The sequence below is a fragment of the Shewanella sp. DW31 genome, from assembly GCF_015767295.1.
In the GTDB taxonomy this organism is placed as follows: Bacteria; Pseudomonadota; Gammaproteobacteria; order Enterobacterales; family Shewanellaceae; genus Shewanella; species Shewanella oncorhynchi.
Genome location: NZ_JADWMP020000004.1, coordinates 77,605 through 100,394 on the forward strand (window position 1 = coordinate 77,605; position 22,790 = coordinate 100,394).

At 43.9% G+C, this 22,790-nt stretch carries 15 protein-coding genes; 1 reads left to right on the forward strand and 14 read right to left on the reverse strand.

The features are described from left to right. The gene (locus tag GWI56_RS04990; protein ID WP_173244577.1) at positions 1-336 is read left to right on the forward strand and encodes a YdbL family protein; all 336 of its coding nucleotides are present in this window, start codon (positions 1-3) and stop codon (positions 334-336) included. Positions 337-638: 302 nt separating this feature from the next. Here GWI56_RS04990 and GWI56_RS04995 read toward each other — a convergent pair whose 3' ends face one another. The 14 genes from GWI56_RS04995 to GWI56_RS05060 form a co-directional block, all read right to left on the reverse strand. Next, on the reverse strand, positions 639-1,379 hold the full coding sequence (locus GWI56_RS04995; RefSeq protein WP_198572300.1) for a toll/interleukin-1 receptor domain-containing protein: 741 nt from the start codon (positions 1,377-1,379) through the stop codon (positions 639-641). Between the two features lie 536 nt (positions 1,380-1,915). Further along, positions 1,916-2,449, reverse strand: a complete 534-nt coding sequence (locus GWI56_RS05000) for a cell division protein ZapC (RefSeq protein WP_105252649.1) — start codon at positions 2,447-2,449, stop codon at positions 1,916-1,918. 200 nt (positions 2,450-2,649) lie between these two features. Beyond that, complete coding sequence (pyrD, locus tag GWI56_RS05005) at positions 2,650-3,669, reverse strand: quinone-dependent dihydroorotate dehydrogenase (RefSeq protein ID WP_198572301.1); 1,020 nt, start codon at positions 3,667-3,669, stop codon at positions 2,650-2,652. A gap of 63 nt (positions 3,670-3,732) precedes the next feature. Next, entirely contained in the window at positions 3,733-8,577 is a 4,845-nt protein-coding gene (locus GWI56_RS05010; protein ID WP_028759769.1) for an NAD-glutamate dehydrogenase, read from the reverse strand. A gap of 264 nt (positions 8,578-8,841) precedes the next feature. Beyond that, positions 8,842-11,157: an MMPL family transporter gene (locus GWI56_RS05015; protein WP_113940560.1), complete on the reverse strand. Its 2,316-nt coding sequence runs from the start codon at positions 11,155-11,157 to the stop codon at positions 8,842-8,844. A 36-nt stretch (positions 11,158-11,193) separates the two neighbouring features. Beyond that, complete coding sequence (locus GWI56_RS05020) at positions 11,194-12,210, reverse strand: YCF48-related protein (protein ID WP_198572302.1); 1,017 nt, start codon at positions 12,208-12,210, stop codon at positions 11,194-11,196. A 54-nt stretch (positions 12,211-12,264) separates the two neighbouring features. After that, entirely contained in the window at positions 12,265-13,629 is a 1,365-nt protein-coding gene (locus tag GWI56_RS05025; protein ID WP_198572303.1) for a DUF1329 domain-containing protein, read from the reverse strand. Positions 13,630-13,642: 13 nt separating this feature from the next. Beyond that, entirely contained in the window at positions 13,643-15,685 is a 2,043-nt protein-coding gene (locus tag GWI56_RS05030; RefSeq protein ID WP_105252651.1) for a DUF1302 domain-containing protein, read from the reverse strand. 338 nt (positions 15,686-16,023) lie between these two features. Then, complete coding sequence (locus tag GWI56_RS05035) at positions 16,024-16,239, reverse strand: DUF2835 domain-containing protein (RefSeq protein ID WP_028759764.1); 216 nt, start codon at positions 16,237-16,239, stop codon at positions 16,024-16,026. Positions 16,240-16,282: 43 nt separating this feature from the next. Beyond that, a complete protein-coding gene (gene pepN / locus GWI56_RS05040) occupies positions 16,283-18,832 on the reverse strand; it encodes an aminopeptidase N (protein ID WP_198572304.1) in 2,550 nt (849 codons plus the stop codon). 84 nt (positions 18,833-18,916) lie between these two features. Then, a complete protein-coding gene (gene prc / locus GWI56_RS05045; protein ID WP_198572305.1) occupies positions 18,917-20,962 on the reverse strand; it encodes a carboxy terminal-processing peptidase in 2,046 nt (681 codons plus the stop codon). Positions 20,963-20,990: 28 nt separating this feature from the next. Continuing rightward, the gene (gene proQ, locus GWI56_RS05050; protein WP_028759761.1) at positions 20,991-21,620 is read right to left on the reverse strand and encodes an RNA chaperone ProQ; all 630 of its coding nucleotides are present in this window, start codon (positions 21,618-21,620) and stop codon (positions 20,991-20,993) included. A 280-nt stretch (positions 21,621-21,900) separates the two neighbouring features. Continuing rightward, complete coding sequence (locus GWI56_RS05055) at positions 21,901-22,359, reverse strand: GAF domain-containing protein (protein WP_028759760.1); 459 nt, start codon at positions 22,357-22,359, stop codon at positions 21,901-21,903. Positions 22,360-22,376: 17 nt separating this feature from the next. Beyond that, positions 22,377-22,676 (reverse strand): YebG family protein, encoded by a 300-nt coding sequence (locus GWI56_RS05060; RefSeq protein ID WP_105252655.1) that lies wholly within the window; start codon positions 22,674-22,676, stop codon positions 22,377-22,379. Positions 22,677-22,790 lie beyond the last annotated feature (114 nt).

The following is a 22,790-nucleotide window of genomic DNA, read 5'->3' on the forward strand; positions in this document are numbered from 1 at the left end:
ATGAAATCAATCCGACTAAAAACAAAGTTATTATTGCTATTAACCCTCAGCGTCTTAAGCCTAAGCGCCTTTGCCATGTCACTTCAAGAAGCTAAATCACAGGGCTATTTAGGGGAACAAGCCAACGGCTACTTGGGATTAGTGCAAGCCAATCCCGAAGCCAAAGTCGTGATGGACGACGTAAATAACAAACGTCGCGCACACTACGAAACCATTGCCAAGAAGAACAAACTCTCCCCTGCCGACGTCGCTAAACTCGCCGGTGAAAAAGCCATAGCCGCCACAGATAAAGGCAACTATGTACAAGATGCCAAAGGCAAATGGATTAAAAAGTAGTCCGCTTTCTAAGGCTCTAGCGCGTAAAAGCAAAACGAATAAATATAAACAAAACGCCTGCAGTAGCAGGCGTTTTTGTTGATGGAGTTTGATTAAGCACACTCATTCCAGTGACACGCCGTCCTGTTACCTAGTAAGAAGTATCTCTATAGGCTCGACCATGACATCCCTGTCACGGACGGTCACTTCAATGACTCTGCTTAATCTCATCAACCCGGCGTATACTGGGTAACCAAATTTAATAATGGGTGTCTTATTAAATTCGTCTCATTAAATTCGAAGGTGAGAAGTTGATGGCCTTGTTATGCATTTACCAGTTTATGTTGTATAGCGTACTTTTTACCTTCTGATTGCAAATGGATATCACCGTCTCTATCCAAAGCGATGTATCCTTTTCGGACAGCATCGCCAATGATGATATCAAGCATAATGCGCGACATATCGACGACTTGGACTAAATTTTTGTAGAACGTATAATTTTTGCCATTTTCAAAATCAGCGACGATGTATTTCATTATCTCCCTTATTGGGTCACCTGTCTTTTCAGGTGGTGTTTCACTCACTGGTGTAAATGGGTTGTTGCCGATTTCTGGTTTTTCAAAGAGAGGCGCATCATGAAATGTTCTAACTAACTCATCAAAACTGAATTCGTAATCACCATCTTTTGAAAAATTGACGAACAGTTTTGTTTTTAGAAATGTAGGCACATTGTGTGTGCCGAATTGCCGTATTACTGGAACAACTTTGTTTGAATCGATATGAGAAAGGAGGTCGGCAGTAATTATCATTTTCTCATAGCCTACCCCACCAGTTCCCGCATTGGCTTTATCTACATATTTATCAGTGCAGACCATGGCCACATAATCTGAGTTAGCTAGATGCGTTTCCATGAAATGCGGAAGATCATCACCTGGGCGCAACTCCCACTGATCAATTATTGCATCTACGCCGCTATTTCTTAGCCTAGTAGCCAAATCTAGAACCCACTTTTTATGCTCCTGCGAGTCATGTGAGTACGATATAAACACCTTAGGAGTCGACATAATGTTCCTTTATTTCTCTAGCTATTGCATAACCTTTGTATAGTGGGCATGCGCGTTTACCTCATTAAACCAGTAAAAATGCGCATGGTTAACTACCTGTAATAGAAGGAACTTACCAGCTTTTTTTTAGATATGCCATCAGAAAAAACGCGCATGCGCGTTTTCAAAATCTATTACCTCAAGCGGTCAAAAATAAGTTATTAAAAAGACAAAAGACCAGATATCCACAACTCTTTTTTGATTTTAGCGCTCTACCGAAAAATCTAATAAAATTAAAGTGAAATGTAATCTCTAATCTTTTGAATCTACAGACTACGCAAATGCTGAAAGGTACGCCATGGTGATTGGCGAGACGACCGTCCGCCCCATGGACGGGGCGGTCGAGCATCCAAGGACGGACTCGCTGCGAGTCGACGAGTTAATACCATGGCAAACCAGACTGCGTAGTGAGTTTAATACTAAAAGCAGGGCCAAATAGAGCAAACTAAGACTCACGAATTATCGGTAAGTGATTAATATCAAAAACCAATGATGAGCTATGCCGCAACCACGTGGCGCTGCGCACGTAGGGGGTGTAAGCGATTATGCATCACTTTGATGGTTTCAAACTGCACCATGGTTTTTGCACCCGACAAAACACATTCAGGTGACAATAACATCACTAGCGCGGACTGTAGGGTATTTTCAACCACGAGGGCGAGCACTCTTTGCTTTTGGCATTTAAGCTCGAAGACTTTACCCACATCGCTATAAACACAGACATCACTGGTATCAAAAAACCATGATTTAGGCATTTGCGGTGTCAGCATAAAATGGGCTGCGGTGGCATTGAGTGCAATTTGCACAATTGCAGCATCGGACAAAGACAGGGTTTTAGGTAATCTATCGAGTAAGTTCATATAGAATTTGGCGTGCGCAATATTAAATTCCATGCTTGATAAGGCATCTGGAATGAGTAATTTTGCTTTATAAGACGTCAGAAATTCTATCTCGGAACCTAACGATACGCCTAATACACCATACGAATCGTTATATTTCCATTGCCAATCTTTTTGCGGCATTAATAACATAACGGTGACCCAATATTTGAACACTGGGACATAATAGTAGATATTTTATCCAATATCAAAATAAAAATAATAAAATACAAATTATTTAACAGTTACTTAGTCGATCTATTGTAAGATCTTAACAGCGATCTATGGATCATTTTAGATCGCTGTTAAAGAATAAGATCTTATTTTAGATCGTTATATTAATCCTAAGATCATTATTTCAAGCGGTATGCATTCACTATTTCTTTAATTAACTTCGGACCTTGATAAATAAAACCTGAATAAATCTGAATCATAGTCGCGCCCGCATCAAATTTGGCTAAGGCATCTTCAGCGCTATTAATACCGCCCACACCGATGATCGGGATCTGCCCTTTCAAACAAATCGCCAATTGCTTAATCACTTTAGTAGACAGCTCAGTTAAGGGTTTGCCGCTTAAGCCGCCGCTTTCATTGGCGTTGGCAAGACCGCTAACACCATCACGCGTTAAAGTGGTATTGGTCGCAATTGCGCCATCAAATTTGTTTTTAATCAAAGCTTGCGCGATATTTTCAATTTCTTCGATGGTTAAATCTGGAGCAATTTTAAGCGCGATGGGCACGTATTTTTTATGCTTTTCGGCCAGCTCAAGTTGCTTGGTTTTAATTGCGCTCAATAATTCATCTAATAGATCGCCATATTGTAGCGATCGTAATCCTGGGGTATTGGGTGATGAAATATTCACCGCAATATAAGCCGCATGGAGATAAACTTTATCCATGCAGATCAAATAATCGTCTTTACCTTGTTCTACTGGCGTGTCTTTATTTTTGCCAATATTGACGCCAACCATAATATCGGTCTTTTTAGCGATCAAATTTTTGACCAGATTATCGACACCCTTATTATTAAACCCCATGCGATTAATGATGCCTTTGGCAGGCTTTAATCTAAATAGACGGGGTAAATCGTTACCAGGCTGTGGTCTTGGGGTAACTGTACCCACTTCAATATGACCAAATCCCATCGCATGAAAGGCATCAATCGATTCGCCGTCCTTGTCCATACCGGCAGCAAGTCCCACTGGGTTAGGAAAGGTCAACCCCATAAAGCTGACAGGAGCGGGTGCAATCGTTTGTCCATATAGACACGTTAACGGGCTATTGGCGGTCATTTTTAAACTGCCTATAGCAAGATGGTGAGCTCGCTCAGGATCCATCTGAAACATGACTTTCTGTGCGATTTTATAAAACATGTACTTTCCTCGACCTAAAAAAAGCCCCGGCGATCGCCAGGGCTTCTGATTGTTATAATAAGTTTACTTTTGGCCTTCGCAATGAAGGATCAGAAGGTTAAGTTCACGTAGGGCGACAGAGAACTTAGCAAACTCATGGATTTGCGACGTTTTAAAGTCAGCTAGCATGTGGAACCATCTTTCCAATAAGCCTTGATTTATCTCAATCCACTGAGAAATCACACTTTCGGCATCACAGGTTGCACTGCAGGTTCTTAAGACCACTGAACTTAATGCACGTTGTTGCCAATCTAACTCTTCCCTAAAGGCGGCACGAGCCAGTGCTTGCCAATGGTTCGCTACAGGTTGAGCGCTGATCTGTTCTAAGAACCAGTGCAGCTCAACGCGGGCGCCGAGTTTGAAGTAAGTTTCAGCCACTAATGCCACTGTCTTATCTTCTGTTTGCGCAATTTGGGCAATGTCTAAGGCAGAGAACAAGGTGCTCATGTTAGCCACAATCGTTGCCACAGCTTGTGGTACGTTTTCTTTGACCAAGGCATTGATCTCAGATTGAATACCTTTCGCTTCTTCTTCGACCAGATATAAATGAACATTATCTTTAATTTGTTCAAATACCGGTTTGAAGAAAGCAACGGTTTGTTCAATGCTCCAAGAGCGGTTACGGTGACGTAGGAACCAGCGGCTAGCACGACGCATATTGCGGCGTAACTGATGCAGCATTTCACCTTGAACCACAGCCGGAACTATGCCGTTTAAGTCAGTGATCGATTTAGTTAATTCAGCTAAACCAAATACTTCGCGAGCCATAGTGTAACAAATTGCCGCGTCGGCAACTGAGGCACCAGTCTCATCTTGCATACGTTGAACAAAATTCAAGCCCATGTCGTTGACGAGTTCATTGGCGAGTGAGGTCGCAATGATTTCGCCACGCAGTGGATGGGTTGCCATTTTGTCGCTGTATTTTTCCTGAAGTTTTTTCGGGAAATACGCGATAAGCAGTTGGCTTAACAGAGTATCTTCAGTGATTTCTGGCGTCACTAATTGCTCTTTCAGTACCATTTTCGCATAAGCAACCAATACTGATAGCTCTGGGCGCGTTAATGCACGACCACTGGCTAAACGTTCAGCTAGCTCATCGTCAGACGGTAAGAACTCTAACGCTCTGTCTAACTTGCCTTCTTTTTCGAGGTACTGGATAAAGCGGATCTGCTCTTTTAACTGCTCAGCACCGCGCACTTGAGTCACAGAGATAGTACGAGTTTGATCTTTACAGTCTTGCAGTACGATTTGGCCGACTTCTTCAGTCATTTCTTCCAGTAAACGGTTACGCTGCTTAAGCGTCAGTTCACCTTCAGTCACCATAGCGTTCAGCAAAATCTTGATGTTCACTTCGTTGTCTGAACAGTCCACACCACCAACGTTATCGACGAAGTCAGTGTTGATGCGACCGCCATTAGACGCATATTCAATACGACCTAACTGAGTACAACCTAAGTTACCGCCCTCACCGACTATCTTAGCGCGTAGTTCGCCACCGTTGACACGTAGAGCATCGTTGGCACGATCGCCGACTTCAGCGTGGGTTTCCCGTGAAGATTTCACATACGTACCGATACCGCCGTTCCAGATCAAATCCACTGGCATTTTCAGCAGTTCTTTCATCAGCTCAGTTGGGGTCATAGAGGTTTTCTCTGTGGCCAACATTTGCTTCATCTCTGCCGATAATGGAATGGATTTAGATGAACGGAGGAAAATACCGCCACCTTTAGAAATCAACTTGCTGCTGTAGTCTTCCCAGCTTGAACGTGGCAGAGCGAATAAACGCGCCCGTTCATCATAACTTAATGCCGTATCAGGATTTGGATCGATAAAGATATGCATGTGGTTAAAGGCTGCAACCAGTTTAGTGTGCTTAGACAACAACATACCGTTACCGAATACGTCGCCCGCCATGTCACCTATACCTAAACAGGTAAAGTCTGTAGTTTGGCAATCAATACCGACTTCGCGGAAATGACGCTTAACCGATTCCCAGCCGCCTTTGGCCGTGATACCCATTTTCTTATGGTCATAACCGTTGCTGCCACCCGATGCGAATGCATCACCGAGCCAGAAGCGGTATTCGAGGGAAATCGAGTTCGCGATATCAGAGAATGTCGCTGTGCCTTTATCGGCTGCTACCACTAAATATGGGTCATCTTCATCGTGACGAACCACATCCAATGGATGGACGATTTCACCGTTCAAAATGTTATCGGTAATATCGAGCAAGGCACGGATAAAGATGCGGTAACATTCTTGACCTTCGGTGAAGAAAGCTTCACGGCCGCCTTCAGTTGGCAATTGTTTACAAACAAAGCCACCTTTAGCACCCACAGGCACAATCACAGTGTTTTTCACTTGCTGTGCTTTTACCAAACCTAATACTTCGGTACGGAAGTCTTCACGGCGATCTGACCAACGCAGACCACCACGAGCCACTTTACCGTAACGTAAATGCACACCTTCAACCCGTGGCGAATAAACGAATATTTCGAATTTCGGCAGTGGACGTGGCATTTCAGGGATCAGTGAAGGCATGAATTTAAACGAGATATAACTCTTAGATTCGCCTTTGGCATCCAGTTGGTAGAAGTTTGTACGCAGAGTAGCGTTAATCAAGTCTAAATAACGACGAATAATACGGTCATCATCTAAGCTAGACACTTCGTCTAAACGTAAATTGATCTGCTCCAAAAACTTGCCCAGGGTACGAGTTTTCAGTTTAGGGTTAAATTTACGGATGAACATCTTCACCAACAAATCAGCGATTTGTGGGTAACGACCGAAGGTTTCTTCAATATATGACTGACTGAAAGTTGCATCGATTTGACGCATGTATTTCGCATAAGCGCGCAATACAGAGACTTCACGGCCGGTTAAACCAGATGCCAGAATAATGCGGTTGAAGCCATCATCTTCTAACTTCTTTTGCCACACTTGTGACAGTGCAGTTTGGAATCTGTCTTGGCTATCAGCGATGTTATCTGTGTTGACGACTTTAACTGTCATCAAGAAGTCTAAGATCCAGAAGGTAGAACCGTCTGAAGTCGTAACTTCATATGGACGCTCGTTGATCACGCGCAGACCAAAGTTTTCGAGCATTGGCAGCACATCAGAAAGATGAATAGGCTCATCTTTATGGAATAGCTTTAAACGCACTTTATTGTCGTTCAGCGCCGCTTCCTGCGGTTGATAGAACAACATGCCGAGCTTGTGTTCATCATCCAGTGCTTCGAGCTGTTGCATGTCGACGACGGCAGAACTTGGCAATACGTCTTCTTTATAGCTTTGCTCAAACGCATTGAAATAACGCTTAGTCAGATGAGTGCCAGCTTCTTCGCCGAGTGCACTGTTAAGCGCAGTGCTTAACTTATCTTCCCACGAACGTGCCGCTTCTATTAAGTTGTTCTCTATGGCAGCCACATCTACATCCATATTATTGTTATCAACTTTGACTATGTAGTGAGTGCGGGCTAGCGTCGACTCGGAAAAATAAGTCGTAAACTCTACATCTTCTTTGCTGTTAAAGTGCTGGGCCAGAATACGTTGAGTATCTTGGCGGAGTTTAGTGTTGTAACGATCCTTAGAAACGTACACTAAACAGGATAAGAAACGGCCAAAGCCATCTTTGCGTACAAAGAGTTTCAGCTTGTCTCTGTCTTGCATTTCTAACACGCCATGGGCCATGTGCGATAAATCATCAACATTGGCTTGAATTAGCTCGTCACGAGGTAAATTCTCAAGGATGTTTAGCAGGGCTTTATAGTCGTGTGAACGTGGGGTCAAGCCTGAACGATCTAACACACGCTGCACTTTTTCATTCAGCAGTGGGATTTCACGTGGGCTGCGGTTATATAGGTTTGACGCATATAAACCGATAAATCTATCTTCGCCAATCACATTGCCTTTCTTATCGAAACGCTTAATACCGATATAATCGACATAAGCTGGGCGATGCACACGGCTCTTAGCGCTGCTCTTAGTGAGGATCAGTAAGCTGTGATCTAAGGCTTCTTTGCGGGCACTATCGGAGAAGCTAGATAACAACAAACCTTGCTCAGGTTGTGCTTTAGTGTGCTTGTTCATCAAACCTAAACTAGAGGCGATATTAGGCACTAACTCAACGTCACCTTCGACACGTTTCAAATCGTATTGACGGTAACCTAATAGCGTAAAGTGATGATTATTCAAGTAAGTCAGGAAGTTAATCGCTTCTTCTAACTCTTGCTTATCGCCCGGGAACGGACGTTTTGGCAATTCCTTAATCATCTCAGCCAACTTGGCAGACATGACTTCCCAGTCGTTGACTGATGAAGCGACATCGGCAAGCACAGACTGAATTTCGCGCTCTAATGCTTTGATATCGACCGTGCTGCTTTGACGGTCAATTTCAATCAAAAATACGGCGACATGCTCAGTGCTTTCAGGGCTTTTATTAAGATAAGTAACATTCGTCACACCACTTTCTGAACGCTCAATCGCCAGTGGAGTGTGCAACATCATGTGAGCAGTAATACCCATACGATTCAATGCCATACCAACTGAATCGACCAAGAATGGCATGTCAGGTTGGATAACTTCAATGATCGAGTGAGTAGATTGCCAGCCGTGTTTGGCTTGGCTAGGATTGAACACTCTCAGATGAGTGTTACCTTTTGGTGTTTTGTTCAGGGCGTTCCATAAACTGAGAACCGCACCGTATAAATCACTGTCATTACGCGCATTGAGATCGTCTTTCGACATGTGGGCATAAAGGCAGGTGGCGAACTGTTCAACTTGCTTGGCTTGTGAATTAGGGACTTTAGCGTGAATTAAACTGACTACATTTTCAAGTAGTACTGAAGGCATTGCATCTTTCAAGGCCATGTTGCTGTTTCCTTAAGCGTCTATGGCAGCGCTTTTTTCATTATTTGGATGCTTCGGCTTAACAATCGCAGATAAATTAATGTGATCTAGATCGTCGCGCGAAGTTTATTACTAAAACCGCTGTATTTCGAGGAAAATTTTAGTGGTACATCCTCTTGAAATCCAGTATTGGCGTAAACAAGGAATGACAAATGACCAAACAATCGATAAAGCAGACTAAGTATTCAAAAGTAAATGGGGAGCTGAGCTCCCCATTTGTAGACTCTACTTAGGCTGGCGCCAGAAAATGGCGGCCAATGCAGGTAGGATAATTATGGCACCGAGCATATTTACCACAAACATGAATGTTAACAATATTCCCATGTCCATTTGGAATTTAAGCGCCGAAAAGAACCAAGTACTGACACCAATCGCCAATGTAAGGCCAGTAAAGATCACCGCACTACCCCGTTCGACCAACGCCTCATAGTAAGCCTGTTGCACTGGCATACCATTTGATAGCTTAGACGACATAGTCGAGAGGATATAAATACCATAGTCCACACCAATACCAACCCCCAGCGCGATGACTGGTAAGGTACTGACAGCTAAGCCAATATCGAGCTGAGTCATCAAAGCCTGTGCCAGTGTCGACACGACATATAACGGAATAATGACCGCCACAGTGGCTTTAAAAGATTTAAAGCTGATTAAGCAGAGTACAAACACGGCACCATAGACGTATATCATCATAGGTAACTGCGCCTCGGCCACCGCTTCGTTAGTCGCTGCCATTACACCCACAGGACCCGACGCCAGTTTAAACTGCAACTTCTCGTTGTCCATTTTCGCGGCGACGGCTTTGACCTTAGCGACCACAGTTTCTATGGTTTCGGCCTTGTGATCTTTCATAAACAGATACACAGGCATGACAGAACAATCGCCATTTAATAAACCTGAAGTCGTGGGAATTTGGCCAATAGCCTGTACTAAGCTCGCCGTTGTACGCGGCAACACTTCCCATCTTGGATTACCTTCGTTGAAGCCAGCATTCACTTTTTTAGCGACCGACGCCAGACTCACAGTCGACTCCACCCCAGGAGTATTGCGCACTAACCATTCAAACTGATCAATTTGAGTGAGCACATCGTGGTAAGTACAGGCTTCAGGTGCTGCCTCAACAATCACAGTCATCACATCTGTGGTGATAGAGAAATGATCTGTGATGAAGAAGGTATCGAGGTTATAACGCGAATCTTGATGTAACGCTGGCGCGCCGCCCTGTAGATCACCAATCTTCATCTGATTGGCTTGTTGCAGACCCACAAAATACAACACCACAGTGGCAATAATGACTACCACAGCATATTTAGGCGTCGCAAAACGCGCCATGAAGCGCCAAATAGCCTCAGTTCGCACTTCTTCAGCGGTCGGTTCTGCGTGTTTATTGACTTTGATTTCAGTAAAAGAAATCACCAAAGGCAACAGGATAAGGTTAGTGAAAATGATCACGCCCACACCGAGCGAGGCAGAAATAGCCAGCTCGCGAATAATCCCAATATCGATAAATAACAGGGTAATAAAACCAACAGTATCGGACAATAATGCCACACCACCCGGCACTAATAAACTACGAAATGCCGACGCCGAAGCCGCTTTTGTCGTTTGCCCGTCGAGCACTCGACGCCGTACAGCGTTAATGATCTGCACCCCGTGGCTCACACCGATGGCGAAGACTAAAAACGGTACCAGAATCGACATAGGATCAAGACCGAAACCTATCACAGTCAATAAACCAAGCTGCCAGACCACAGCCGTTAAACTGCAGACCAGTGGCAGCATGGTCAAGATGATTGATTTAGAAAAGAGGTAAACCATGATGGCGGTGACCAAAATCGCGATCACGAAGAACAGCAATACACCCTTAGCACCATCAGCCACATCCCCCGCCATTTTGGCGAAACCTATGATGTGAATTTTAACCTTATCGGTTTCGAACTTGCCCCTAAGCTCTTTTTCTAATTGTGCAGCAAAAGCAATGGTATCAAGCGGTTTACCCGTCTGTGGATCAAAATCCATTAATTGAGCCGACACCATAGCCGCACTATAATCGTTGGCAATTAATCGGCCGACAATCCCTGCTTTTTCAATATTATCGCGAACCGTTTCTAACCCAGACACTGAAGTTGAAAAATCCGCTGGAATAACAGGCCCGCCAGCAAAACCATCCTCAACGACTTCAGTAAAACGAGTGGAAGGCGAAAAAATTGATTTCACCTGCGCACGGTCAACCCCTGGAATAAAAAACAGCTGATCATGCACATTTTTTAAGGTATCAAAATAGTTAGCATTAAAAATATTACCGCTGGTATCCTCAACCGCCACCATGATGCTGTTGGCACCACCAAAATCTTTTTGGTGTTTCAGGTAGGTCTGCATATAACTGTGCTGCAGTGGAATATTTTTGATAAAAGCCGCATCCATTTTGAGTTGACTGGCCTGATAGCCAAAAAACAACGTCAAAAACACAAAAATGCCGACGACCCATGCGCGATTGCGAAACAAAAATGACTCAAATCCGTTGACCAGTTTTTCTAACATCTTCTCGGCCCTGTTATTTATTGTAGTTTTAAAATTTTATGGCTTAAGAATAAACAGCCCTTGGCTGCCGGATAACCACATATTCCCTTGATTATCCTTTGCAATAGACACTAAGTTTTCCCCTTGGCGACGAGTCACGATACTGCTAGTGTCATCCTCATTTAGCTTGATCACTATCCCCGCATTTCCCACTAAATATAGCGCGTCGTCAGAAACAACCATGGCACCGTTGATTGAGGATTGCACCGGCAGTTCTATTTGATTCCATTGGCTTAAACTCACATCAGCTTTGAATATATGACCGCGAAGGCCCATCACATACACAGCATTTTTCGTTTCTACGGCGTTAAACATAGAACCATCGTAATCAAAATTGGTACGCGTAAATGTTTTACCTTGATCGCCAGAAACAGCGACTAAGCCCAGCTCGCCAACCAATAATAAACGTCCATCGGTTAAGGTTAAAATACGATTAAAGTGCGGCAATAATGAAGCTCGCGCACTCAAATAGGCCAATTGATCGCTGCCTTTTAACTCCGCCAAATAAGCCACATCTTCTTCTGCTAAGAGCTCCTCATGGAACTCCTCACGCCACTGGGCACCGCCATCGTTGGTGCGATAAAACAAACCGTAAGCACCAATGGCAATACCATTGTTTTCGTCTAAAAACACCACATCGAGGAATGGTTTTTCAATCTCGGGCGAATGCATCTGCTGCTGCCAAGTTTGGCCACCATCCTGAGTCTGTAAAATGGTTGCATCATGACCTACAGCCCAACCGCGTTTTTCATTGAGAAAAAAGACTTTGGTCAGCTGTGAACTCACGGGCGTTGCCACTTGATGCCAACTGCCGTCATACACCAGAGCATGGCCACGTTCACCCACAGCCACTAAACCTGCGCCTACGTTGGCAATATCTAAAATCAAAGATGAAGCAGCAAGAGGTTGAACTTGAGAAAAAATCGGATCAGAGGGCGTTGCAGATAACGTAGAAGGAAAAAAAGCGCCACCGAAACTTAATACAGCGACACACTGAAGGATGCGAAACGACATACAAACTTCCTTAAACTAATGAGGGGCGCTAAGCGCCCCTTTGTACGTGGCCTATTAACGGATACCTTCACGACGCAATGCATCGGGGGTAAAGTTAGCTTCAGTCAGTTTGGCATCGAAGTTATACATGCCACTTTGGTTGTCTAAGCCCATAGCGAGATAACGACGGGATTGCAAATCATGGAAGACTTCTAAAGTATCCCACTGTGCAGGTACTTCGTAGTAATTCAAGCCATGTGCAACGGCCACACGATACAACTGATCACGGTTGTCGTAGAGATCGGCGATTGACACTTGCCATGAATCTTCATCAAGGTACATATCGCGCACTTTATAAATGTGGCGCATACCGTCTTTCAGCGTCGCCCTCACTTGCCATACGCGGTGTTTTTCCCAACGAACATACTCAGGATTCACATGACCAGGTTTCAATATTTGGTCATATTTCAGCTTATCTGAATGCAGTTTGTAATCGTTGTACGGGATATAAATTTCTTTTTTGCCAACCAGTTCCCAGTTGTAACGCACTGGAGAGCCGTTAAACATATCGAAATCATCTGTCGTACGCAGACCATCTGACACTGTACCCGGTGTATCAAAAGCCACGTTCGGCGCTTTACGTACTCGACGTTGACCTGTGTTATAGGTCCAAGCTTGGCGGGGAAGCGCCTCTTGATCCATGGTTTCTTTAACCAATAAGGCTGTACCTGCTAAACGTGCAGGCTGAGTCACCACTTGCTTAAAGTAGAACAGCGTATTGCTGGCTTTAAGCTGATCTAAGGTAATTTCTGGACGAGAATATTCGAAACGAATTTCCTCAGCCGTTTCGACTAAGCTATAGCTACCATCGGCTGTCGGTGCAGCTTGGCTACGGGAAGTTTCGATATCGATACCACGAAAACGCAAAATGTGGTTCCAAATTGCTTCTAAACCATTTGCAGGGATCGGGAATGGAATACCAATAGCCGCACCAGAAATACCATTGCCCTGTGCAATCAGTTCAGCACGAGTCGCGTTAACTTTAGTCGCATCGTAAACGAACTGTGGTACAGAGGCGCTACGGCGAGTCTTATACACATTCATCTTGTAGGTATCAGGGTAAAGTTCGAACAACTTCATCTGACCCGGCGTTAAAAAATCTTTATATTGCGCTTTGTTAGCATTGGTAATAGTAAATTCAATCTTATCCTCAGGGAAAGGATCTGGGTGATGCATCCCTTTGGTATAACCCGCCACAGGCTTAGTGATACCACCATCCCACGCAGGAATAGAACCATCAGCATTACCTGCTTTTTCAGCACCTAAAGGGGTAAGTTCATTGCCAAGTTTTGCCGCATCAGCTTCTGATATCTTAGCCATAGCGACTGGCGCTGCGAACGCCAGCATGACTGCACTCGCCAATATCGTCAGTTTCTTCATTGTTTGAGTCCTTTTAGATCGAATACTTGATATTGAATGAAACATAATCACGATCTGCCATCGCATTCGTCGTACCGACACCGCCAAAGAAATTGTTATAGGAGATATCTGCACCCCAACGGTTTTGATAGTCGAAGTTAACGCCTAGCGCGACAGACTTACGTCCTTCCGTGAACAGGAACATAGGATCAGGTGTAATACCATCAACGTCATGGGAGAAAATCACCCGTGGAGACATATTGACCCCAGCAAATACGTTGTTGAAATCCGCCTTTCCAACTAAACGGTATCCCCAAGCAAAGTCGGTTGGGAACGGGTTAGTTTCAGGACCGTTGTGCAAGGCTTGAATGATGCCGGGCATATCTGGGTTGCCGCCAGAACGTGACGTACCTGGACCATTGAGACGTAGCTCATCAAAACCTGGCATATCATGGATCCACACGCCACCCACTTCGGCCAACATAGTCAAGTTATCTAAACCTAACGTTGGACCAAATAAATGGGTGAAAGTCATCTGCGCCTGAGTGGTATCAAGACGGATAAAGCCATCCACGGTTTCACCCGGCTTAACATCTTTAATCTGTGAAATACCATCGAGATCTGGACGAAGACCAGCGTTAGCTAACTGCTGTGGCATACCGGCAAACAACAATTCTACGTCATCGATTTGCAGTGGTTCATCCTGACGATGGGCAATTTCAGCCGCGACAGAGGTATCACCAACCAGGGTATTGAAACTGAAACCGTAAAGCTTGATATCTTCTGGATAAACGATTTGCGCCTTAGAGAAACTCTTCAAATTGAGCAGCAATTCACGATCAATATTACCCGAGTTTTGACCTATGGTCGCCAGATCAGATAAAAGTGCACCCGTGCTAAAATCGGCGGCAGTACCACTGATAAGAGGACGACGGCTATGATAATTCATGAAATAAAAACCAAATTCGGTTTCACCCAGTGAAGGCGCGTAATAACCCAGCTTAATACCGTATTGGCCATCATTACTTGGCTCTGCCTCATCCTGCACTAGCGTCACTTTTGTTGGGTAGGCTAAGGCCATAGAAACCAATTGCTGTGTCGGAATAGATTGGCCGCTGGCAATCATGCCCGCTAAACGCTCGTATTCTTGCATCACAAAGTCTAAATTGATGTCAGGGTTAGCATTAAACCCAAGCTGAGCGTTTTGAGCGTAACCACCGAAACCCGCAAAATCGTTAGTAGCAAAAATAGAACCCGGTGTCGGTACCCAAATAGGTTGCCAATCATATTGATAGAATGCTTCTACCGTTAATGAATCCGTCAAACCAAGGGAAGCCCACACCATACCTTGAGGTCTGAACGCTTCTTTGAGTTCAGCACCAGGCGCGTTAAGTATGTTCAAGTCAACGGCGTTGATTTCACTGATCCCATGGGCAATCAGTGTACTTTCACCCCATGACACCACTTGATTACCTACACGAATAGATAATGGATTAGCGCCATCGTTAAGATCAAAATTGCCATACACAAACGCATCGAGTAGGCGAATATCTTTACATTGAACTTCTGAAGCACGGTTATCTTCACAAGGGTCAAACTCTTTGCCCGTTATCGGATCATTAAAATCATAATTACCGTCATTGAGTTTACGATCATAGAAATACATACCACGAGCGAATAAACCGTAGTTTTTGTATTTCAATGACAATTCATGCAAACCTTTAACGATTTCGGATGTAGTATCGCCTTGAGAATAAAGTAAATTACTTAAGTCATTGTTACTGGAATACGATCCGGGCTGGGCCCAAATCTCAGCAGAAGTGTATTTAGTATTGCCAAATGCGCTGTAATTAGACCAATCGAATTGGGGTTGATTAACCTTACCAATTTGACCTTCCCAATCGCGCTCCCCTACACGCCAGCTCGCACCAGCAGTCCAAGTTGAGTCAAATGTGCCCTCAACCTCTCCCCAATTAAAAGATACTGCATTAACGCTTGGGATCATTAACAAACTCAATGCCGACGCCACCCCCAAAGCAAGCGCCGATTTGTTAAAACTATTTTTAACAATTTTCATTTTAGCTCTCCGTACCCTGCTGGATTCTTTGTTTTAGGAATTACAACCAACATCTTGTTAGCTCACAGGTAACATCATTGTTACAGCAATTAATCCCCTTGAGCAAGGCGCAGTTAGAGAAAATTTTCTAAAGAATTAAGCATGTAGGTACATTTGTACCGATAACTAAAAAGGAGAGATTTAAATTAGCGAAAAGCAGAATAGGAATGAAACATAAAAACACATTAAAAAATCATATAATTCATTAACATATTTAAAAATAAAATATCACAAAGCGAGCTTAGTAATCAGCCGACCGTTTAAAGTAATTGCTCTAAGTAAAGATAAACAAATTAAGACTAAACTCGATTTAATGAAACAAATTGTCCCTTGTCATCTAAAACCAATTTGAAATAGCCTTGAATGCCATTTTCGGTTAAAAAACGCCTAAAATGACGGCCATTAATCCACAAAATCCGCCCTTGAGTTTCACGAACCTCGACTTTATCGGCAAGCCCTTGATAATAAGGTAAGAAATCTCGATAGCTGATCGATAGTTTGAAATACAGTTCCATAATATCAGGGCAGCACAGACTGCTGCCCTCCTCCTACAAACTGCTATTTTGCCAATGCTTTAGAGACTTTTTCGTACATATCCTTAGATAAGTCAGGCAAAGCCAAAAGTTGCCCTAAACAGGCTTTTATCAAGGTTTGGCGGCCTAAGTCGAATTTATGATACTGGATCAATGGCGTCACCATACGGGCCGCAACCTGCGGATTGAGCTTATTAAGGGTCATTAAGCATTCGGTTAAGAAAGCATAACCCTTACCGTCTCTACGGTGGAATTGATAAATATTACCGGCAGCAAAACTGCCCACTAAAGCACGCACTCGGTTTGGATTGCTCATACTAAAGCACTTGTGTTGCTGCAACTGACGCAAACACTCAATCACATCATCTGCATCACGGGTCGCTTGCAACATAAACCATTTATCCATCACCAATGGCGTATCCTGCCAACGTAGCTCAAATGTCGTCATCAGTTCATCACGACAAGGTAAATTCCCAACATTGGCTGCCGTCAACGCACCAAGAGAATCCGTCATATTACTGGCGTTATCGAACTGAGAAATCACTAACCCCTCTGCCTCATCCGACACCCGAGCTAACCAAGTTAAACACTGATTTTTAAGGGCTCTTGCCTGCGTACTCTCTACTGCGACTAAAGAACGATATAGCGCAATCAATTCATCTTCACTATGTGAAGCGAGCTCTATTAATACAAATTCACGTGCTAAAGCTAACGCATCTAGATCGACACTCTCTGTTTGCTCAATCAAAGCCGAAGCCGTAGGTATCGCTAATATTTCGGCGATCAATGCCGGATCAAGCTCAGTGTCTAACAACACACCTTTAAAACTATCGCGCACACGGGGATCGAGAGCCATAGCTTGTTGCTGTTGTAAACTCGCCACATTTTGCCAAATAGCTTGGCTCACTAAGGTCACAGAAGCTTCCCAACGCGCCACTTCGCTGCTAGCAAAACGCATCAAGTGAACGAGTTGATCCACATTGAATCGATATTGTAATTTGACGGGCGCGGAAAAGTTTTGCAGTAACGAAGCGACAGGTTTATGAGTGAGTCCATCAAAGCTAAACACTTGTTCAGTTTGAGTAAAATTGAGGATTTCATTCACTAAAGAATGGCCCTTCGCATCTAAGAGCTCTAAGCTAAACGGAATATGCAGCGGTGATGCACAGTTCGCTAGACTTTGTTTAAGGGTCAATTGATAAACGCCCGTTTGCGCATCAAAGCTGTCAATCGCAGTCACAATCGGCGTACCAGCTTGGCTATACCATAAACGGAACTGGGTTAAATCCACTCCGCTGGCATCTTCCATTGCCGCCACAAAATCATCACAGGTGACAGCTTGGCCGTCGTGGCGTTTAAAATACAGTTTCATTCCCGCCTGAAACTTTTCTTCGCCGAGCAAAGTGTGCATCATGCGGATGACTTCAGCGCCCTTGTTATACACAGTCACAGTGTAGAAATTATTCATCTCAATGACAGATTCTGGACGAATAGGATGGGACATAGGGCCAGAATCTTCTGCAAATTGCTGATTCTTGATCACTTTAATTGCATGAATTCGATTCACAGCACGAGAGCCTAAATCTGAGCTAAATTCTTGATCGCGAAAAACCGTTAAGCCTTCTTTTAAACTTAATTGGAACCAATCGCGGCACGTTACGCGGTTTCCTGTCCAATTATGAAAATACTCATGGCCTACAACCGATTCAATGCCGTGATAATCCTCGTCGGTGGCCGTTAAGGTATCTGCAAGCACATATTTAGTGTTAAAGATATTTAAGCCTTTGTTTTCCATCGCCCCCATATTGAAAAAGTCGACGGCCACTATCATGTAAATATCTAAATCATACTCAAGATCAAAACGGCTCTCATCCCATGCCATGGATTTCTTAAGTGATGCCATCGCATGGTGTGCTTTATGTAAATTACCTTTATCAACGAACACTTGCAGGATCACTTTACGGCGACTGCGAGTAATGAACTCATCTTGCAATAGATCAAAATCGCCAGCGACTAAGGCAAATAAATACGCTGGTTTTGGAAATGGATCTTGCCAGCAAACATAATGGCGTCCGCCATCTAACTCACCTTGATCAATCAAATTACCGTTACTCAGTAAAAACGGGAATGCGGCGCTATCGGCTTCGATACGAACAGTGTATTTAGCTAATACATCAGGGCGATCAAGGAAATAAGTGATACGTCGAAAGCCCTCTGCCTCGCATTGCGTGCAGTAGGCACCATCGGACATATAGAGCCCTTCAAGACTCGAATTAGCTCCAGGATCGAGCTTAGTGATAATGTTCAGCTCAAACTCATCAAGCTCAGTTTCTAGAACTAATTGACCTGCACTAACATGGTAAGGCACAGCATCACCATTAACAGTCAGCGAAACAACGGTCAAATCTTCGCCATCCAACACTAAGGCTTGTGCATGTTTTGAAGTGCGTTTTATACGACTGATCGCCTGCACTTGGGTTTCATTGCCAGCCAAATTAAAAGCTAAATCGATAGTCTCTATCGTAAAAAGTGGCGCTTGATAATCTTTTAAGTATTTTGCTTGAGCTTGTGTCATTGCGATCCCTTTAACGCTGATCTAAATAAGAAAAAACGCGCCATAAGCGCGTTTTGATATCGGATAAATCGACTCGACTAGCGCCTACTTAGCACTAGTTTTAGCCATTTTTTGCACATCAGCCATATCTAAGGTGATATAAGCGGTTTCGTCTAAAAATGCATCTGGCAATTCAGCGTCGTCTTTAATGTCTTCCATTGATTTAACCGGTGCTAAACCATTGGCGACTCGACGCTCGTTTGTTCTGTCGAGGACTTTTTTCTCATCGGCTTCGCGGGAAGCAATACGCTCACTTTCAACCAGAGACACAGTTTTCTCTTTGTGATGCTTTTTAAAGTCGGCAATATCTTGATTGATATAGGCAAACTCTACGCTGTTTTTTATACGGTTAAGGTGCTTAGATTCAAGGCCAGTCACTAACTCAGGCGTAACATCATTAAGCGTGCCATATTGCGCCATAGGCACTTTATCCCAAGGTAAAGCATTTTTCTCTTCAGCTTCACCGTACTCGCCCGGCTCCAACGCACTTGGGTAAGCAATGTTGGGGGTCACACCTTTAATCTGTGTACTACCACCATTAATACGGTAGAACTTTTGAATCGTATACTGCACATGGCCAATTGGCTTCTCATACATGTCGTAGATACGGCCTAGGCTCTTATGCTGCTGTACTGTGCCTTTCCCAAAACTCGACTCACCGACGATCAGTGCACGGTCATAATCTTGCAATGCGGCAGCAAAAATTTCAGAGGCTGAAGCACTGTAACGGTCAACCATCACAGTCAATGGTCCTGCATAACTGGTTTTACCGTCGTTATCACGATGCGCAGACACTCGTCCATCGGCATCACGAATTTGCACTACAGGGCCCATATCGATAAAGAGTCCCGTCAGTAGCACGGCTTCCGTTAATGCACCCCCACCGTTACCTCTAAGGTCGATGACTATGCCTTCTACTTTGGCGTCGTTTAACTTCACGAGCTCTTTTTCAACGTCCTGCGACAAATTCATATAAAAACCAGGAATTTGGATCACGCCGACTTTGCGATTAGCATACTCACCGTCTTTAGGTTCAATCACCTTAGAGGTTGCAGCTCTGTCTTCAAGACGAATTTTGTCGCGAACTAAGGTAACGTCGAATGGCTTCGCATTCGAACCGCCTTTCTTCGGTAAAATTTGCAGAACAACTTTACTGCCCTTAGGCCCTTTGATCAGGTCGACCACGTCGTCTAAACGCCAGCCGATTACATCAACAATTTCACCGCCTTCTTGACCGACGCCGACAATCTTGTCTTCCGGCGACAGTTTTTCACTGCCCGCAGCAGGGCCGCCAGTAATTAAACTTTTAATGACAGTGTAATCGTCTTCAAGTTGCAGTTGAGCACCAATGCCTTCAAGGCTCAAGTTCATTTCCATTTGGAAACGTTCAGCATTGCGTGGTGAAAGGTAACTTGTATGTGGCTCAATGCTACGGGAGAAGGCATTCATCACGCCTTGGAACACGTCTTCACTGTTAGTTTGAATCAACCGTTTAATGGCGTTGTTGTAACGCTTTTGGAGGATATCAACAATCTCAGGCCATTTCTTACCTGTGAGTTTAAGATTTAGTGCATCGTATTTAACACGTTGACGCCATAACTCATTAATTTCTGTCTGGTCTTTTGGCCATGCGGCCTCATCGCGGTCGTACTCATAGGCATCACCGGGCGCAGAAAAATCCATCTCTTTGTCTAATAGAGATAAAGCATAGACAAAGCCTTCATAGCGGCGCTTTTGAACGATATCAAACATTTTATAGGCAGGCTCAAGTTCACCAGAACTGAGCATGTCATCGAATTGGGTTGCATAAGGTTTAAAACTATCGACATCCGCTTGGGTTAACACATTGCGGCGATAGTCTAACTGCTGTAGATAACGATCAAAAATTTGCGCAGAAAAGGCGTCATCAAGATTGAATCTATGATAGTGCGAACGAGTGTATAAGTCCGTTACCCTTTTGCTCGCAACCTTATGTTGCGCTTCCTGCTTGAGAGTGGGTAACTCGCTGATTTGAATCGTGGGTGGTACGGCCCAAGCCGAGAATCCGACAAAAACAGTGGCGATCGAGGTAGCCAAAGTGAGTTTTCGCATCAACAAGTTACTCCGTTTTAATAAATGATTACAGCAGGATATGTTCTGCTCTAACTTTAATCGTTAGGCCACTATCAAGCTGAACATGAATATCTTCCTTGTTAATGTCAGTAATCACACCGGCTACGGGTGTCATACCTAATTTAACATTGACGCGTTGTTTTTTCGTTAAATCAGTCAATTGTGCTTGAACATAATTTACGACTGGCGCTGCAGCTTTTGGTGCAGGCTTAGCAGGACGCTCAGTTTTAGGACGCTGAGGAACGGCCACCTTTTTAGGTGCTTTCTTCGCCGCAGGCTTAGGTGCAAGTGCTGCACGTTTCGCTTTGGCCTTATCCTGACTCTCTTTCAACATGGCTTGAGCATGATCAATGTGCTCTTGCTCTAACTCGCCGCAAGGTTCGCCATCCAGGTTTACGCGTTGTGCGCCCGCTTTAACGCACTTTAAATAGCGCCAGCTGCTGGTGTAACGTCTCAAGGCAACTCTGAGCTGAGTTTTACTGACTTTAGAATCATCAGCCAACCTTTCAGCCAAATCTTGAAACAATCCGATTTTTAATGGCTTAGTTTCACCTTCAGCAATAAAGCACAAAGGAAATGTTTCATACAAATACGCCAAAATTGCATTGGTGTCGGTCAACTTTTCTGTTGATTCCATCATTACTTCCACAGTCAAAAAGGGACATCGATTCGAGGTGATATATATCAGCTTCTTACATGTCGTTTATCTTCGTTAAACTCAATATTGAGTCAACGTACAAATTAGCATCCTAGCCGCGTTTACTAAAGTTAAAAAATATACCTTAACAAATTTTGTCAGCTCAAAACACTAAGCTTATTCATTGCATGCCAATCAAACCAGCTTAATGCGTGCAGGCGCATATTATAAGGCGCACGCCACCGATTGCGACTATGAATTATGCGTTATTGTACGCAAATTAATCAAATAGGCAGTTTTCAAAACTTTTAACCAGTAATTCCAGCCCCTTTTGGTCTTCTTCATCGAAACGATCGAAGATAGGACTATCAATATCGAGCACGGCAACCACGTTACCTTGCGCACGAACTGGCACAACGATTTCAGAATTACTGGCAGAATCACAGGCAATATGACCATCAAATTGATGGACATCAGCCACTCGCTGAGTTTGATTAGTGAATGCTGCTGTACCACACACACCTTTTCCTAACGGAATGCGTGTACAAGCCACTTTACCTTGAAACGGGCCTAGTACCAGTTGTTCGCCACGCATGACGTAGAATCCCACCCAGTTCAGCTCAGTTAAATTATCATTGAGCAAGGCTGAAAAATTCGCCATCGCCGCAACAAGGTCATCTTCCCCTTCCAACAAGGCCAAGGCTTGACGGTTAAGTGACTCATAAAATTTCGATTTCATTACATTTCCTAACAATTTTATTCTGCTGCTTCGGTCTTTTTAGCCGCTTTTTTCGCTGCAGGCGGATTCGTTGGCGTACTATTAACCTGAACGGCGCCTTTAAGCAAGTTCGTCAGCTCATCTTTATTGTTAGCAAAATAGAATGCGAGCTTTTCACCCACACTTTCATCTATACCCAAATCAGCTTTTTGAATGAAGGGGATAAGGTTATCGGCGATATCGAGCATCTTATCGTAGGCATCAGCCTCCTTCTTAGATGTGAATGTCATCTTTTCAACCCCTTCTCTGACCACGACAAACTGTGTTATTACTGCCATGACTGCCCTCGCACTGTTTTTATATACAGTAACTAGAGTGACATAAATTGAACTTGTGATGCAAGTGTTCTGATTAATCTGATATTATTAGCGTACTTTCGTTGCCAAGATTAT

Excerpts from the sequence above, each read along its gene's own strand:
- GWI56_RS05055 (WP_028759760.1), bottom strand. The coding sequence starts at position 22,359 with ATGAAATCGAAATTTTATGAGTCACTTAACCGTCAAGCCTTGGCCTTG.
- GWI56_RS04990 (WP_173244577.1), top strand. The coding sequence starts at position 1 with ATGAAATCAATCCGACTAAAAACAAAGTTATTATTGCTATTAACCCTC.
- GWI56_RS05000 (WP_105252649.1), bottom strand. The coding sequence starts at position 2,449 with ATGTTATTAATGCCGCAAAAAGATTGGCAATGGAAATATAACGATTCG.
- GWI56_RS05020 (WP_198572302.1), bottom strand. The coding sequence starts at position 12,210 with ATGTCGTTTCGCATCCTTCAGTGTGTCGCTGTATTAAGTTTCGGTGGC.
- GWI56_RS05035 (WP_028759764.1), bottom strand. The coding sequence starts at position 16,239 with ATGGAACTGTATTTCAAACTATCGATCAGCTATCGAGATTTCTTACCT.
- pyrD (WP_198572301.1), bottom strand. The coding sequence starts at position 3,669 with ATGTTTTATAAAATCGCACAGAAAGTCATGTTTCAGATGGATCCTGAG.
- GWI56_RS05060 (WP_105252655.1), bottom strand. The coding sequence starts at position 22,676 with ATGGCAGTAATAACACAGTTTGTCGTGGTCAGAGAAGGGGTTGAAAAG.
- proQ (WP_028759761.1), bottom strand. The coding sequence starts at position 21,620 with ATGGAATCAACAGAAAAGTTGACCGACACCAATGCAATTTTGGCGTAT.
- GWI56_RS04995 (WP_198572300.1), bottom strand. The coding sequence starts at position 1,379 with ATGTCGACTCCTAAGGTGTTTATATCGTACTCACATGACTCGCAGGAG.
- GWI56_RS05015 (WP_113940560.1), bottom strand. The coding sequence starts at position 11,157 with ATGTTAGAAAAACTGGTCAACGGATTTGAGTCATTTTTGTTTCGCAAT.
- GWI56_RS05010 (WP_028759769.1), bottom strand. The coding sequence starts at position 8,577 with ATGGCCTTGAAAGATGCAATGCCTTCAGTACTACTTGAAAATGTAGTC.
- GWI56_RS05030 (WP_105252651.1), bottom strand. The coding sequence starts at position 15,685 with ATGAAAATTGTTAAAAATAGTTTTAACAAATCGGCGCTTGCTTTGGGG.
- pepN (WP_198572304.1), bottom strand. The coding sequence starts at position 18,832 with ATGACACAAGCTCAAGCAAAATACTTAAAAGATTATCAAGCGCCACTT.
- prc (WP_198572305.1), bottom strand. The coding sequence starts at position 20,962 with ATGCGAAAACTCACTTTGGCTACCTCGATCGCCACTGTTTTTGTCGGA.
- GWI56_RS05025 (WP_198572303.1), bottom strand. The coding sequence starts at position 13,629 with ATGAAGAAACTGACGATATTGGCGAGTGCAGTCATGCTGGCGTTCGCA.